This window comes from uncultured Campylobacter sp. (assembly GCF_938045465.1).
Classification (GTDB): Bacteria; Campylobacterota; Campylobacteria; order Campylobacterales; family Campylobacteraceae; genus Campylobacter_B.
In genome coordinates, this window is record NZ_CALIBF010000080.1 from 1 (window position 1) to 15,582 (window position 15,582).

The following is a 15,582-nucleotide window of genomic DNA, read 5'->3' on the forward strand; positions in this document are numbered from 1 at the left end:
ATCGCCGCAGCAGGCGCCGTAGGTCTAGGCGGCAATCTGCTGCTCGTAATCGCAATGGGCGCGGTAGTGTCCTTGCCGGTGCTGATCGCTACATACTTTTTTTCCAAAAAAGTCGCCAAAAGCGTGCATATAAGCGAAGCTGAAGCCAATGAAGTCATCGCCAAAAGCTACGACGATCTGCTTAAACAATACGGTAAATTGCCAGGCGGATTTTTAAGCTTAGCCCCTATTTTGATACCGATCCTATTTATGGCGCTGGGCTCCGTCGCCAAGATCCTAAAAGTAGGCGGATTTGCGGGCGAAATTTCGCAATTTTTAGGAAATCCTATCATCGCGCTAGCCTTGGGCGTAGTTTTTGCGGTATTTTTGCTCGTACAAACCGGCAAATTAGGCGAATTTAGCGAGATCACAAACGAATCCTTAAAAATCGTAGGCCCGATCCTCTTCATCACCGCAGCGGGCGGAGTGCTAGGCAAGGTCATCACCGACGCCGGCTTCGTAACCTACATCAAGGACAATGCGACCGCGATTAAGGCTGCGGGGATTTTCTTTCCGTTTTTAATCTCGGCTATCCTAAAAAGCGCGCAAGGAAGCTCCACCGTTGCGATCATCACCACCGCTTCGATTATGGGCGCATTTAACGCGGACGGCTCGCTGATGCAGGTGCTGGGCTTCACCTCCGAAATGTCCGGCGCGCTTGTGGTAATGGCGATCGCAGCGGGCGCGATGACCGTTTCGCACGCTAACGACAGCTACTTCTGGGTCGTTACGAATTTCAGCAAGATGAACCCGCAGCAAGGCTACCGCACTCAAACCATGCTAACCCTAATTATGGGTATTACGGGCATGATCAGCGTGTGGGTTTTGTCGCTGTTTTTGATCTAGGTTAGCTTATTCTAGCCGCTTCCGCGCTAAATCAGTGCGGAGCGCTACGGGCATCTACCAGCGGCTAGCTACATAAAATTCTTTAAATTTACGTAGCTAGCCCGCGTCGCACAAATGCCTTAGTATTAAAATTTCGCTTAACATAGTTTTAAATTTACACACAAAGCCTCAAGGAGCGAAATTCTAAAATTCCACGACATGAAATTTTAAAATTTGCCCCATAAATTTGGCGACGAGATTTTAAAATTATACTCTTGCTTCAGTCTTGTCATCGTAAATTTAGCCTACGCGCTGTAAAATTCCAAAATTTTAAGATACCAGCTAAAGGAAAAATATGAAAGTTTTAGTCGCGATCGACTCGTTTAAGGGCTCGCTTAGTTCGCTTGAGGCGGGCAACGCCGTAAAATCAGGCATCGAAAAGCTAGGCTGCGAGGTGCTCGTCAAACCTATCGCAGATGGCGGCGAAGGAAGCGTTGAAGCCCTTGCAGACGCGCTAAAAGCTAAGTTCATGGACGTCATCGTAGCAAATCCGTTAGGCGAAAAAACGCCCGCGCGCTACGCCTTAAAAGGCGAGCTAGGCATCTTAGAAATGGCGTCCGCATCGGGTCTGCCGCTCATCGAAAAATCGCGCCGTAACCCGCTAAAAACGAGCACTTATGGCTTTGGCGAGATGATAGCGCATGCGATCGCACACGGCGCGCGAAAGTTTATCATCGGCATCGGCGGAAGTGCTACGAATGACGCGGGTATGGGTATGCTGCGCGCGCTCGGCTTTAAATTTAAAGATGCAAATGGCACAGAGCTTGCGGGAGCGGGCGAGGATCTGATTAAACTCGCCACGATAGATTGCACTTCGGTGCTGCCGCATCTTAAAGAGTGCGAGTTTCTTATCGCCTGCGACGTAGATAATCCGCTCTTTGGCGAAAACGGCGCGGCATATATTTACGCTCCGCAAAAGGGCGCGGATGCGGCGATGGTAAAGCAGCTCGATGCAGGGCTTATCAATTTCGCAAGCGTCGTAAGTAAGCACCTCGGACGCGAGCTTTGGAATAGCCCCGGAGCAGGAGCTGCCGGCGGGCTAGGCTTTGGCTTCGTAAGCTTTCTAAACGCGACGCTTAAGCCAGGCATCGACATCATCACCGAAGAGATCGGACTGGATCGCGATATGCAAGGCACCGAGCTCGTCATCACAGGCGAAGGAAGGCTCGATTTTCAAAGCTCGATGGGTAAAACCCCTTGCGGCGTCGCGAAGATCGCCGCTTCCTACGGTGTGCCCGTAATCGCGCTGGCAGGCGGCATCTCGCCCTGTGCCGGCGGCTGTAATGAGCGAGGCATAGGCGCATTTTTTTGCATCCTAAACGAACCTATGAGCCTTGAGCGCGCAATGGAAAAAGAGACCGCGACACAAAATTTAGCCCGCGTCGCCGAACAAGCAGTGAGATTGTTTATGCTCGGACGCGGCGCTAAATAGGGCTTTTTGGGCTGAAATTTTAAGGCGCGGGCGCTAAAGCTTGCAGAGAGTGTGGTGAGCGCGGGCAAGGGATACAGCGCGGCGGCGGCTCGCAACAGACAGGCACGACAAAGTGTGGCAGGCGGCGAGCACGGCGAAGAAGCGAAAATTTTATGCAGGATAAATTTGCGTGCTTTAAAGGCACGGCGTGATCTTGACGCAGATGTAGCGCTCGTGCGGTTTATAGCACAAAAATATGCGTAACGAGGCGGACGAGCGGTGGCAGGCTGCGGCAGACGGATGCTGGTCCATGACGCGTATACGCGGTAAGCAAACCGCACAACCGATACGAAAAACCCCCGCTGGGCCGTGACGCGCATGCACGACAAGCAAATACCGCGCGCAGCTTACGACGGGCAGCAGAATTTCATCCGCCGCAGACCGCGGTAAGTGGATAAATTTTGCATTAGAACAAAACCGAAGCGAAGCTTTGTTGAAATTTTAGCGTGTTTCAAAAATGGGGCGGTTGAGCGGCGGCACAGCGATGGGCGGCGTGAAATTTTACTTTACTGCGCACGATACATACGCAAGGCGCGATCTAAAACTCATTTTCCAATCAAGCGGTTCGCGAACCCTTGCAATACATACCTCAAGACATGACTAAAACAGACAGAATTTTAAAATTTAACGCCGTATTCGCAGGCTATGGAATTTGTAACGTAAATTTAAAAGCAGCGATCCGCCCTATGAAATTCCATTTCGAATTTTAGCCCGCGATATGTCCATTTTGGGGTAAGAAAGGCCGCTCAATCGCAAAATCGCGCTTCTTGGAAAGATGACGGCGGCCGACGACGGCGCATTACTTCGCCCACTCGCAAATCCTCTCAGCCTTCCGATGACGCTTTGATGAGAGGCGGGCTGCGTCTGCGCAAATTCGTATTATTAGGATCGCGGATTTGCTTATCGCTAAATTTAGTGTAGATGCGACTACCGCGCGCCGCTACGACAGGGCCGGGCTTGCGTTAAATTTACTCCGATCGCGCTGTATTTGCGATAAAAATTTATGAAATTTAATTTTCGGTCAGCGCCAAAAAATTTTATAAAGCTCTATTTTAAAATTTGCGGCACGGGCACGTACCGACCATGTTCAAGCTAAAATCAAATCTCAAAATTCTAAGCGGCGAATGCAGAAAACCCTCGTGCCTAGCGTATCTGCGGCGGCAGTGCGGGCGCGCTAAATTTATCGCTTTTGGGACGCAAAAGACGCACGGGCGCGGGCAAAATTTATTGATTTTAGAGTTTAAAGCATCGAATTCGCGCGTCTAGGCTAAATTTTAAAATTTAAAGCGCGCGACGCTTCGGGCGCATCCACGCGACTGCAAGCGCTCATAAAATTCGCCCGAAGCAAGGTTGTAAAACCGCGGACGGGCGCAAAATTTATCGCCGCAAAAATCAAAACCGCGAAAGCAAAAAGGCTCCACGAGCGCTCGCTGCCGCACCCGCCCGAGCAAATTAAAATCGCATGATCTGCCTAGCCGGCATACGTAAAGGGCGCCGCTGCGGGCATTTGCACTTAAATCCGGTGCGATCGCAATGCGATTTAAAACTGCGCCTGCTTAAATTCGCGCCGTTTCGGTTCGCTCGCAATCACATCTAGCCGCAGTAGCGCTTTAAATTTGCGCCGCTGCGATTTATGCGCATTCAATCGCTACGGCAAGGGTAAAATTTCAAAATCTAGGTCCATACGCGCCGATTTGCGCCGCCCAAAATCGCGCGGATCGAATTTGCGCTACCGCAATCCGCGCAGATTAAAGCGCCGCCGCTTAAAAGCGCAAATTTTACCCCTCAAACGGCGGCGCGAAATTTCACTAAAATTTCATCTTTAAATCCGGCGCGCGATTTATAAAATTTCGCCCTCGCCGCGCTCCGAAATCTGCGGCCTAGGCAGCGCCAGGCTCTTTGCGGTTTTGCTAAAAAGTATCAGATCCTCGGTGCTTTGCACGCTCCACGGCAGGCGCGAGAGCGCGAATTTGAAAATTTCAAAGCAGGAAACGGCGTCGCTAAATGCGCGGTGGTGGACGTTTTGCACGCCTAAAAGCTCTTTTAGCGAGCCGAGCCCATATCTTTGCGCCTCGATCGTGCGACGCGCGAGCTCGACGGTGCAGAGCCTGCGATTTAAAAGCATTCCAAAGCCGCATTTTTGCAGGCTCGCGTCGATGAAGCCGTAGTCAAATTTGACGTTGTGCGCCACAAAAACGCTATCGCCTAAAAACAGTCTAAACCGCTCCAGCACGCTAGCTAGCGGCGGCGCGCCCACTAGATCGTCCGCGCGGATACCGGTAAGCTCCGTGATATTTTCGGGCACGACGGGCGCGTAAACAAAGCTCTCGAAACGGTCAAGCTCCTGCGTGCCGCGCGTTTTTATCGCGCCGATTTCGATGATCTGGCCGTTTGAGAGCCCGCCGTTCGTCTCGATATCTACGAAGCAAAAAATTTCATCCGAAATATCCGTCTCACGGGTTTTGAGCGTGATTTTGCCGCTATCTAGCTTTATTATCTCTATGCCCAGCGTGCGCCACATCGAGAGGTCTTTTGGCTCGAAAAGATCGGTAATTTCGGCAATATCGCTTGCTTTTGAGATAAAATCGTAATAATTTATGCTCTTTTGAGCCAGTAAATTTATGAGATTTTCGATCTGACGCATCAAAATTTTACCCCTGTGCCGCGCCTAAATTTTAAGCGCACGGATCGCCTCCGCGTAGTCGTTTGAAGAAAATATGTAGTTGCCCGCTACCACGACGTCGGCGCCCGCTTCGTCGATATCTGCGATATTCAGCCCGTTTACGCCGCCGTCGACCTCGATGAGACATTTTGCGCCTTTGCGATCGATCAGCTCGCGCAGCTGCTTAATTTTATCAAGCGCCGAGGGGATAAATTTCTGCCCGCCAAAGCCCGGATTGACGCTCATCAAAAGCACCATATCGACTTCGCCCAAGATAAACTCCAGCGCGCTAAGCGGAGTGTGCGGATTTAGCACGACTGCGGGCGAGACGCCGCTGCGGCGTATATGATCTATGAGGCGCAGCGGATGGGTCTCCTCCTCGATGTGGAAGCTAAGAAATTTCGGCTTTAGCGGCAAAAAAAGATCGACGAAAAACGGCACGTTTTTAACCATCAGATGGATGTCTAAAGGCTTGCTGCTCGCCTTTGCTGCCGCACTTGCTACGAGCGGTCCGATCGTGAGATTGGGTACAAAATGTCCGTCCATCACATCTACGTGAATGAGATCGGCGCCCGCTTCGCAGACTGCGCGAATTTCCTCCGCGAGCCTGCCGAAATCCGCCGATAAAATGCTAGGTGCTACATACATTAAGATTCCTTATAAAATTTCAAGATGCGAAATTTTACTTAGTTTTGTCATAAATTTCGCTAAATTTAAACCGCGGCGGATTTTAAGCATAATTTGAAATTTTTTCGATATAATCGCCATTTATTTTAATCATCAAGGATTTATTATGGCAAGAAGATGCGCAATCACCGGCAAAGGTGCGATGGTAGGCAATAACGTCAGCCACGCAAATAACAGAACCAAAAAGAAATTCCAGGTCAATCTACGCACCATCCGCGTTCAGCTACAAGACGGCTCAACCAGACGAATCAAAGTAGCCGCCTCAACTCTACGAACTATGAAAAAACAATCAAAATAACCTCTTAAAGAGGAATTTATGTCTGTTTTGGACAAGATCAAGCGATTCCTCGACTGGTCCGGCTCGACTAAGCCGGACATCAACCTCTATACAGAAATTTACGACCAGCTACGCCCTTTTCGCTTACCACTTATAACCATCGTGCTGATGATGCTAATCGGCACATTAGGCTATGTCTTTATAGCGGGCTTTTCGCTAGTAGACGCCTTTTATCAAGCAGGCATGACTTTCACGACGGTAGGCTTTACCGAAGTAGCGCCCATATCGCCCGCGGGTAGAATTTTTACCGTCTTATTCATCCTCATGGGCTTTGGAACCTTTTCGTTTTGCCTGGGCGTCGTCGTCGAGGTCATAAAAAACGGCAAACTTCAAAATTTACTTAGGGAGCAACGAATGATCAATAACATCGCAAGGCTCAAAAACCACTACATTATCTGTTACAACAACATCTACTGCGCCGAGCTTGCCAAGCAATTTCGCGAAAATCATCTGCCTTTTGTCGTGATCGATCCCGATCCCGCTCTAGCCAAAATCGCTGAAGAAAACCGCTATCCATATTTCATCGTAGGCGAACCGCATGTAGAAACCACAATGCTAAAAGCGCATCTGTCATCTGCAAAATCCGTCATCACGCTAAGTCCAAATTTAGCCGATAATATCGCAATAATCTCGCTGGTGCGCCTATACGAAAAGGAGCTTGGTCGCATCACCCCCTACTTCATCATGGCAAATAGCGATGATGACAGCGACACCGAGAGGCTAAAAAAACTCGGCGCAAATTCTATCGTCTCACCCTCTAAGCTCGCCGCACAAAGGCTCTCTGCGATCAGCGTGCGCCCCGATATGGAAAACATTTTGGAGCGATTCTTGTATAAAAAAGACTCGCTCATCGATATCGAGGAGATCACGGTGCCCGATTTTTCGTGGATCCGCTTCAAACGCTTAAAAGAAACTCGCTTGCGCGATTTTACAAACGCCGACGTCGTGGGAATCAAAGAGCCCAACAGCCGCTTCATTCCGATGCCGGATGGCGACTACCTCATCGGTACTGGGGTGAAATTTTTAGTCATCGGCACGGCAGAGGGCATCCGCAACACTAAAAAACTCATCCGCAGCAAATACAAGCCACAGGAGATGAGATATGTTTAAAATCACTAAGCTCGAGGGTGGCTTGCAGAATGTCGAGGGCTTTTATTTTGATGGCGTAAATTCGGGCTTTAAAAAACAGGGGAACGATCTGGGATTTATCCGTGCGGACGAGCCCTTTGCCATAAGCGCGATCTTTACGAGCAATAAATTTCAAGCTGCGCCGATTAGGCATTTCAAAAGAGCGCAGGAGCGCGCGGGCGGGGAGCTTAAAACAAATTTTATCCTCGTAAATTCTAAAAACGCAAACTCGATGACCGGGGAGCAAGGAATCGCCGATATCGATGAAATTTTTAGCGAGCTTGGCAAAAAAATCCCTCTGATAAACCCCGTCATGAGCTCCACCGGCGTCATCGGATACCGCCTCAAAAAGGAAAAAATTATCGCCGCCGCGCAAAATTTTAACTTCTCGGCGCGAAACTCAGACGCCCTAGCCACCGCCATCATGACGACAGATACGATAAAAAAGGAGCTTGCGTATGAAATTTCTTTAGAAAACGGCGAGAAATTTCACATCGCAGCCGTTTGCAAGGGCGCGGGTATGATCAATCCTGCGCTTGCAACTATGCTCTGCTTCGTCCTAACCGACGCAAAAATACCGCGCGCGGATATGGACGAGCTGCTAAAAAAAGCAGCGGAGCAGAGTTTCAACACCGTAAGCGTTGACGGCGACACCTCCACCAACGATACGATTATGCTCTGCAGCAGCGCTAAATGCGCCTACGAAAAGGATGCCTTCGCCTCCGCGCTAAACGCCCTGACGCACGAGCTTGCGCGGATGCTTGTAAAAGACGGCGAAGGCGCAACCAAGCTGGTGCGATTTAAAGTAAGCGGCGCCGCAAATGCCGAAGACGCTCGCAGGGCGGCAAAGGCGCTAAGCAATTCGCCGCTTGTTAAAACGGCGATCTTTGGCGAAGATCCGAATTGGGGTCGTATAGCCTCGACCATAGGCGCCTGCGGTATCGAATGCGACGAAGAAAAGCTGCGTATCAAATACGACGACGTGCTGCTTTATGATGCGCAAAATCGCGAACTGGACGCCGCTCGCGAGGCCACGGCCCACGCCGTAATGCAGCAAAAAAGCTTTACGATCTGGTGCGATTTAGGGCTCGGGGATGGCGAGTTTAGTGCATACGGCTGCGATCTTAGCTACGACTACGTAAAAATCAACGCCGATTATAGATCATAAAGATTCACAGATTACTCTTTCATAATAAAAATCTCGTCTCGAAAATAGCGAATAGCGGCAGGGCTTTAAAGCTCTGCCCTAAAATTTTATCATTTAAATTTGCCTGTTTTAAATTTTTAAATACTAAAATTTTACCTTTTAAAATTTGGAATCTCATGCGTGAAATTCAGTCTAAATTTGATAGCTGAAATTAGGTTTTAAGCGCTTTATTGATATACTTAAATAAATTTTTCAAAGGAGTAAAGCATGTTTCATGAATACAGAGATTTAATCACTGAGTTAAAAGGCAAAAACGCGCGATTTGATTCGCTTTTCGAGAAACACGACGAGCTGGATCACAAGATCGCCGACGCACAAGCCGGCAGAGTGCATATGAGCGATCTGGAGATCGATGCGATGAAGAAAGAAAAGCTTCGCATAAAAGATGAGCTAGGCACCCTGCTAGCGCAATATAAAGCCGAAAAGGCAGATAAATAAAGTTGCTTGCGGCGAAATTAAGATGCAGCAGAGTGCTAGCAAGGCTAATTTCGCCGCTAAGCTTTAATCCGTGTTTAGAATTTTCTAATCTCAATAAGTTTAACCGCTTAAATTTGCCTCGCATGATAGAGATATTAAAACAGCGCGCCAAAACAAGTTAAAATTTATACCGCACGCTTCACCATATTGACACCGCTAAATAATTTTTACGCATCGGCTACATCACTGCATATACCAACAATGCGGTATTAGCGCAATCAAATATAATTCGTTACGGCTCTCTATCGCCCTTTCCGCTTCCAAAAATATCTCTTGCTGAATGCGTTTTGCGCTACAGAGTAAATTAAAATTTATGCTGCGTCGCCTGCAGCCTGGCTTTTAAATTTTACTTTGCAGCGAGCATTTTCTAGTAAATTTCAAATCTTACGCTTTGCTTGTTTCAGGCGTAATACCTACTTTAAAATTCCGCATTTCAAAGGAATCTAAAGTAGCGCTAGAATTTTAAATTCCCGTTCGCGCTAACCGCGAAATTTCAAATTCGCAGACTCCGACCAAGCGCTAGTTTATGCTAGAGCCTGCTTTAATCTCTTCAAAGAATTTAGCCAAGCTTGCTTATTTTAACCCGCTTCGTTGAGCTTTAAAAATTTAGATTATTTCTTTGATCGTATCGGATAATGCCTGCCGGCACGGAATTGCTCAAGCCACCCTATTTGCTATATGCGCAATTAAAAGCGGCGCTAACGCGGAATTAAATAGTATAAGTTTGCGATCTACAAAAGGTATGAAATTTAATCATAGAATTTTAAGCGCTAAGGATTTGCGATAGAATTTCGCCGCGCAAATCAAATCCCAAAGCTAGCCTAGCCTACTCGAAAACCTTCGCTTCTAAGCCATGTAGCCTTTGCAAGCCGATATCGATATATTCGTTAAGCTTCTCATTATTTTCCAGCAATTTGTCGTAATAGCTCTTGGCTCTTTCTCTCGCGGTCGCATCAGGCTCGATATACTTTAGACCACTTTTGAAAAGTCCTTTGGATTCCACAAAATAGATCGAGTGGATCTTCTCGCAGTGCGATAGCCCTGCTTCAGTGTAGTTTAAAATCGATTCGTACGCGATGTTGCCTAACAGCTCCTGCAGTCTATTTGCGGGATTTTTGAAAAACTCGGCAAACTCCTTATACGGCGTAAAAACCTGATCCAGGTTTTTCATCGCATCGCCGTAGATACCCTTTTTCAGGCGAAACATCGTCATTTCTTGAGAACTTACAAACTTCTCTATTGCTTTTATCGTATCGTTTTTATTCACTGAATTTTTCCCTTTTAAAATATGAAACGCTCGGATTATATCGTTTGTTTTATAAAAATCCGTTAAAAATCGGTTAAATTTTGCCCTAGTGTTTTAGCCAAATTTCTTCGAGCGCTTTTGATTAAATTTCCCGCCTCAGCCGCCGCACTTCTCGCACAGACCGCGCACAAGCACGCTTTTGACATTTTTTTGTGGCAGAGCGGGCATCGAAATCTCCTCCATTTTATGGCAGCTTTCGCAGATAAAATACGCTTTGGCGCCGTCGGTGAGCTCATAAAAGCTTTTATGATTATTTTCGCTGGTAATTATCAAATTTTTCTCTTCCAAAAGCGCTATATTGCGATATATCGTGGTTTTATTAGCACCTGTTAGTTCTACTAGTTCATCATAGCTTACTGGGCATTTTTTCTCGCTTAGGATCTGCACGATCTGCACTCTAAGCGCCGTAGGAGCGATATCGTGACTCGCTAAAAAATCTTTGGGATCCATTTTACGCCTTTTTTAAAATTTAAGCGATGATAGCGAAATTTAGATAAATTTATATTAAGTTGCAACTAAGTTGCTTTTGATATACTTCCGCAATTTTTTTGGAAAGGAATTTTATGAAAAAGCTTATTTTCACGCTTTTAGCAGCTAGTTGCGTAGCATTCGCCAAACCTACGGTCACCACGACCATACTTCCTACGAAGTATTTTGTTGAACAGATCGCAGGCGATACTCTGCAGGTAAATACGATGGTCGGCAAAGGCGCTGATCCGCACACATACGAGCCTAAGCCTTCGGAGATGAAAATGCTAGAAAATAGCGATCTGTATTTTGCAGTCGGTATAGAATTTGATGAAGTCTGGCTACCAAAGCTTGCTGCATCGTATCCAAAGATGAAGATAATCCGCACCGAAGATGGCATCACTAAAATGGCTATGGCAGAGCATCACCATCACGACGAACATGATCATAGCGCACATCACGATGATCACGATCATGACGCGCATCATGAGCATGGTGACAAAGACCACGAGGCGCACGAGCACCATCATCATCACGGCGGTTTAGACCCACATATCTGGCTCGATCCGCAGCTTGTAAAAATTCAAGCTAAAAATATTAAAGACGCGTTAACCAAACAGTATCCTAAGGATGCTAAAATTTATGAAGCAAATTTCGATAAATTTGCTAAAAAGCTGGACGAGCTGGACGCTTACGCAAAGCAAAAATTAGCGGGCGTCAAGGGAAAGAAATTTATGGTTTATCATCCGTCTTGGGGCTATTTCGCGCATCGATACGATTTAGAGCAGATCGCAGTCGAAGTGGAGGGCAAAGAGCCTAAGCCTGCGGATTTAGCCGAGCTAATCGAGGAAGCCAAAGAGGAAAAGATCAAGGTGATTTTCGTCGCACCGCAGTTTTCCAAAAAGGCAGCGCAAACCATCGCCGCACAAACAGGCGCAAAGGTGATGGAGATCGATCAGCTGCCGCTAGATTGGTACGAGACGATGAAAAAGACGATCGACGTTTTCGGAGAAAATTTGTAGTTTAATGAAATTTATTAAAATTTTACTTTTATCCGCGATCTTTAGCTCGCGGATATTTGCGTGCGCTCTGTGCGCCCTATACACGCCCACTGCGCACGTTAGCATTACCCCCGTCGCACAAGACGGCAAGATCGTGAGCCTGCATTTTTCGTGGCTTTTCTCTCAAAATTTTACCGACGTCATAATGCAGACCTACGATATAAATTCCAACGGCAAGCTTGAAAATAGCGAGCTTGCCGAGATAACTAAGGCGATGACCGATTATCTAACCCCCAAAAACTATCTTTGCGAGGCGGAATTCTACGATCAAGCGCCAAAAAATACAAAGCCCGTGCTTAGCAACCTCGTAGGCACGCAGATCAAGGGAAATTTTAAAAACGCAATAAGCCTCGTCAAAAAGGGCAGACTCGTGTTTGAGTTCGATCAAAAGGTCGGCTTCGAGCTGCGCAATAACCGCGTTCTTAAAATTTCCATTAACGACGATCAGGGATTTTTCAATTTCAAAATGCTTGACGACAAGCCCATTAATCTGGGCGAGGGCTTTGTAGCGAAGCCTAATTCAAATTTAGCCACCACTTTTATAGAATTTAGCGGCGAAAAGCCAAAGATCGCGGATAAAAAGCCGCCAATTTCAGGCGCGCCGAACTCTGATTTAGCGCAGGATGGTCTTGCATCTAGCCAGCAGAGCCTTGCGGGCTCAGAGGATAAACTTGCGCAAGGCGGGCAAGGAAAACCCAATGCCAGCTCAGCACGCAGATCAAACCAAAGATCCGTCGGCGACATCGTTTCGGAAGCTGCAGCAGAGGCGCAAAAAAATATCGCCGCTTCGGATACTATCGCGCAGATTAATAAAGCCGCCAAAAAGAACGCGCAAGCAAAAGGTGGTCCCGCAAATTCCGACCGCTTAGGCAGCGAAAACTTAGAGGCCGCCGCAAAAAACGGCGAAAATACCGCGGCTTCTTTAGGCGATGATTCAAATTTAGCGCAAAACGGCGGCGACAGGAGCGCTGCGATAAATTTTAACGATTCCGCAAATTCTGCGCCGTCTGTAGATAAAGGTACGGGGCAAAATTTGGCGGCGAGACGAGATAATTCTTTAAATTCCGCGCATTCTACGCAAAATTTTGCGACTCCGCCCGATGAGAGTTCTTTAAATTTAGCGCAAAATAGCGCGAGCAAAAACGGCGCTGCGTCCGGTAGCGACAATATTTCAAGCGAGCCACAAAAAGAGGCTACGCTGGGATTTGTCGCGCAAAAGACGATGGATTTTATGAAAAGCCTCAAAACGGCGTTTCGCGCAAGCAGCGAGCATGCAAGCGCAAGCACGATCTTATGGGTTCTAGCACTTTCTTTCATATACGGCTTTTTCCACGCGGCAGGCCCTGGACACGCGAAGCTGCTAACGGCGAGCTATTTCCTAGCCCATGGCGGCAGCTACGTCAAAGCCTTCGGATTTGCCCTTAAAATCGGGCTTCTGCACGTCCTGGGAGCGCTCGTTTTAGTAAGCGCGAGCATGTTTGTGTTGCAAAACGTCGCAGGGCTCGTCTCTGCAAACTCCGCCTCGATCACCACGAAAATTTCGGCGCTTCTGATCATCGTCATAACCGCGCTCATCATCTACGACAAAGCTCGCCGCGTAAGAGCGGGCGTCAGCCACGATGCGAGCTGCTCCTGCGCCGCTTGCGCTTCCATCGCAAAGACCGCAGATACGGACTCCCGCTTAAAAGATACGGCATTTGCAAACGCCGAGAATTCCGCTCACGCAGCGTCGAAGAGCTATAAATTTTCTAAATTTAAAATTAAAAGCGGCGAATCCGCGCAGTATTTAGATACCAAAAATTCGGGTGCCACAACGGCAGAGCTAAATTCAAATTTAAATTTAAACGCAAGCCTAGAAGAAAACTCGTCTAGCCAAAACAAGCAAAAACAGGCTTTAAATTCTGCAAATTTCAAAAACCAAACCTCATCTCGCTCGCTGCAAAATGGCGCAACTTCAGGCGGCGAGAAAGGGCGAGAGTGGCTTATCGCGCTTGCGGCGGCGCTCGTGCCCTGCCCAGGCACGATCCTGATTTTTGTACTTGCCTTCAGCCTCGGAAGCTTCGCGCTTAGCGTCGCAAGTGCGCTTTTCATCGGTTTTGGGATGAGCGTCGTGATATTTTTAGCCGCGCTTTTCGGCGCGAAAGCAAACGAGCTTAGCTCAAAACGGCTCGTAAGCCTGAAACTTTATGTCGAATTTTTGGGACTTTTCGTGATGTTCGGGCTCGGGGTTTTTATGTATTTCCTCTCAGACACCCTCAGAGTGCTGTGATCGCAAAATTTGAACGCAAATTTACAAAGGCGGCTCGCGTGAAATATAAGCTTACGCGATACGTTAAATTTTAAATCCGATGCGAATTGATTTCAGAATAGTAAAATTTTACGCCGCACTGGCTGCGTAAATTAAGCTCCGATCTCGACTATTTAATTATGCGGCGGAATTCGCTCTTTATGAATTCCGCTAAATTTTGCTACAATACGGGCGAAATTTTTCTCAAGGACAGATATGTCGCCTTCTTTGCAAGATGCTATTTCGCAAACTTTAATCGAGCAAAAAGCGTGCGCTAGAGTTTTTAATAGATATTACTACCTCAGTATAGCCGCCTTTTTTGCGGTCCTGTTCGTATTAGTGTTTCTAAACTGCGTTAAAGCAGACACTCCTCTAATAGAAATTGCCGAATTTTCGAGCGTCTTGATCCTTTTTCATATCTTTTGGATATTTCTTATGCATTGCGCCAGTCAAGAAAGCGAAGCGGAAATTCGCTACTACAAATTTTATAAAGAGATATTCGTCCGCGCCGTAATAAACGATATAGATGCCGGTTTAAAATACGATCCATATACCGGCATGCAAGAAGAGGAATTTCAAAAATTTAGAATTTATAGGAAATCTAGGATCAAAAGCGAGGATCGGATTACGGGCGTGTACTGCGGGATTAAATTTAGCCTCAGCGAGGTACATAGTAATGGTAGGTTTTACATGAAAACGGATAATCCGCTCATAGCGGCGATTATGTTGATCAAAATATTCTACGATAACTATATGGACTTTGACGGCAACGTGCTGATCTGCGAGCTCGCGAAAAAAACCTCGGGCAAAACGATAGTGGTAAGCAGGGAGCTAAACGCCAAGATCTTCGGCGAAAAAGAGATGATGGACGATGTGGATTTTATGCGCGATTTTCGCGTGTTTGCGGATGACAAAGTAGAAGCGCGCTATTTGCTAACGCCCGCGTTTATGGAGCGTCTGCGCGAAATAAATCGCGAAACGAACGGCGAGTTCAGCTTGAGCGCGGTATTTATGGATGAGCGCTTATATCTATTTTTAAACGGTGCGCCCGATCTTTTCGAAACTACTCTTTTTGATAGACCCGCTAGCATAGAGCTCGCGTGCGAATACCAAACGCGGATCCGCAAAATTTTAAGCCTAATCGAAACGCTTAAACTCACAAATTAGCAGGGCGCATTACGGCTGAAATTTTGTATTGGCTAAATTTAGGTCGGGCGGAATTTTTACCGAAGCGTAGTTTCGGCAAAAACGTAAAATTTAATCAACAATGCGATCTCTCGGCGGCTGTCTGAAATTAAACGAGCGATACGATTAGAGAGATGAAGTGCCTGTCGCGCATAAATTTGAAACAAAAGCGCCTTGCCGTGTCTAAAAATTTATAAAATTTGACCGCGTTTTGTATTGCGACGCTTAGCTTTGGATACCGAACTCGTATAGCGGCAGAATTTAATCGGCGACGCTCGCGATTATGAAATTTAAAGCGGCTCTGCAAGGACGAAATTTAAAATTTAAAAGCAAGCCCGCGGCGAGAGTTAAATTTAAAGCGCTCGCGGCGTTTGCAAAAGTC

General features: G+C 47.1%; 13 protein-coding genes and 1 pseudogene. 10 read left to right on the forward strand and 4 right to left on the reverse strand.

What is annotated here, in order from left to right; translation table 11 throughout:
• From Q0413_RS03970 to Q0413_RS03980, 3 genes and pseudogenes are all read left to right on the forward strand, one after another.
• Nucleotides 1–885: pseudogene (locus Q0413_RS03970) on the forward strand (GntP family permease); the annotation flags it as partial.
• Between the two features lie 334 nt (nucleotides 886–1,219).
• Nucleotides 1,220–2,356, forward strand: a complete 1,137-nt coding sequence (locus tag Q0413_RS03975; RefSeq protein ID WP_298987539.1) for a glycerate kinase — start codon at nucleotides 1,220–1,222, stop codon at nucleotides 2,354–2,356.
• A gap of 54 nt (nucleotides 2,357–2,410) precedes the next feature.
• Complete coding sequence (locus Q0413_RS03980; protein WP_298987542.1) at nucleotides 2,411–2,599, forward strand: hypothetical protein; 189 nt, start codon at nucleotides 2,411–2,413, stop codon at nucleotides 2,597–2,599.
• A 1,636-nt stretch (nucleotides 2,600–4,235) separates the two neighbouring features.
• Here the strand turns inward: Q0413_RS03980 and Q0413_RS03985 are convergent.
• Both Q0413_RS03985 and rpe read right to left on the reverse strand, forming a co-directional pair.
• Nucleotides 4,236–5,039: a 3'-5' exonuclease gene (locus tag Q0413_RS03985; protein WP_298987545.1), complete on the reverse strand. Its 804-nt coding sequence runs from the start codon at nucleotides 5,037–5,039 to the stop codon at nucleotides 4,236–4,238.
• A gap of 24 nt (nucleotides 5,040–5,063) precedes the next feature.
• A complete protein-coding gene (gene rpe, locus Q0413_RS03990; protein WP_298987549.1) occupies nucleotides 5,064–5,705 on the reverse strand; it encodes a ribulose-phosphate 3-epimerase in 642 nt (213 codons plus the stop codon).
• Between the two features lie 145 nt (nucleotides 5,706–5,850).
• Between rpe and rpmB the strand changes: the two genes are divergently transcribed.
• The 4 genes from rpmB (at nucleotide 5,851) to Q0413_RS04010 (ending at nucleotide 8,854) form a co-directional block, all read left to right on the forward strand.
• Entirely contained in the window at nucleotides 5,851–6,042 is a 192-nt protein-coding gene (rpmB, locus tag Q0413_RS03995) for a 50S ribosomal protein L28 (RefSeq protein ID WP_291939605.1), read from the forward strand.
• 18 nt (nucleotides 6,043–6,060) lie between these two features.
• Nucleotides 6,061–7,191 carry a potassium channel protein gene (locus Q0413_RS04000; protein WP_177387602.1) on the forward strand — a complete coding sequence of 377 codons (1,131 nt, stop codon included), beginning with the start codon at nucleotides 6,061–6,063 and terminating at the stop codon, nucleotides 7,189–7,191.
• Nucleotides 7,184–8,377 (forward strand): bifunctional glutamate N-acetyltransferase/amino-acid acetyltransferase ArgJ, encoded by a 1,194-nt coding sequence (argJ, locus tag Q0413_RS04005; protein ID WP_298987553.1) that lies wholly within the window; start codon nucleotides 7,184–7,186, stop codon nucleotides 8,375–8,377. Before Q0413_RS04000 ends, argJ begins: the two co-directional genes overlap by 8 nt.
• Nucleotides 8,378–8,623: 246 nt before the next feature.
• The gene (locus tag Q0413_RS04010; protein ID WP_177387402.1) at nucleotides 8,624–8,854 is read left to right on the forward strand and encodes a YdcH family protein; all 231 of its coding nucleotides are present in this window, start codon (nucleotides 8,624–8,626) and stop codon (nucleotides 8,852–8,854) included.
• Between the two features lie 865 nt (nucleotides 8,855–9,719).
• Here Q0413_RS04010 and Q0413_RS04015 read toward each other — a convergent pair.
• Both Q0413_RS04015 and Q0413_RS04020 read right to left on the reverse strand, forming a co-directional pair.
• Entirely contained in the window at nucleotides 9,720–10,160 is a 441-nt protein-coding gene (locus tag Q0413_RS04015) for a hypothetical protein (RefSeq protein ID WP_291939615.1), read from the reverse strand.
• A 135-nt stretch (nucleotides 10,161–10,295) separates the two neighbouring features.
• On the reverse strand, nucleotides 10,296–10,649 hold the full coding sequence (locus Q0413_RS04020; protein WP_297994568.1) for an HTH domain-containing protein: 354 nt from the start codon (nucleotides 10,647–10,649) through the stop codon (nucleotides 10,296–10,298).
• Between the two features lie 113 nt (nucleotides 10,650–10,762).
• Between Q0413_RS04020 and Q0413_RS04025 the strand changes: the two genes are divergently transcribed.
• The 3 genes from Q0413_RS04025 (at nucleotide 10,763) to Q0413_RS04035 (ending at nucleotide 15,182) form a co-directional block, all read left to right on the forward strand.
• Nucleotides 10,763–11,689 carry a zinc ABC transporter substrate-binding protein gene (locus Q0413_RS04025; RefSeq protein WP_295152446.1) on the forward strand — a complete coding sequence of 309 codons (927 nt, stop codon included), beginning with the start codon at nucleotides 10,763–10,765 and terminating at the stop codon, nucleotides 11,687–11,689.
• Nucleotides 11,690–11,693: 4 nt separating this feature from the next.
• On the forward strand, nucleotides 11,694–13,997 hold the full coding sequence (locus tag Q0413_RS04030; RefSeq protein WP_298987555.1) for a DUF1007 family protein: 2,304 nt from the start codon (nucleotides 11,694–11,696) through the stop codon (nucleotides 13,995–13,997).
• 453 nt (nucleotides 13,998–14,450) lie between these two features.
• Nucleotides 14,451–15,182: a DUF3137 domain-containing protein gene (locus tag Q0413_RS04035; protein WP_298987558.1), complete on the forward strand. Its 732-nt coding sequence runs from the start codon at nucleotides 14,451–14,453 to the stop codon at nucleotides 15,180–15,182.
• Nucleotides 15,183–15,582 lie beyond the last annotated feature (400 nt).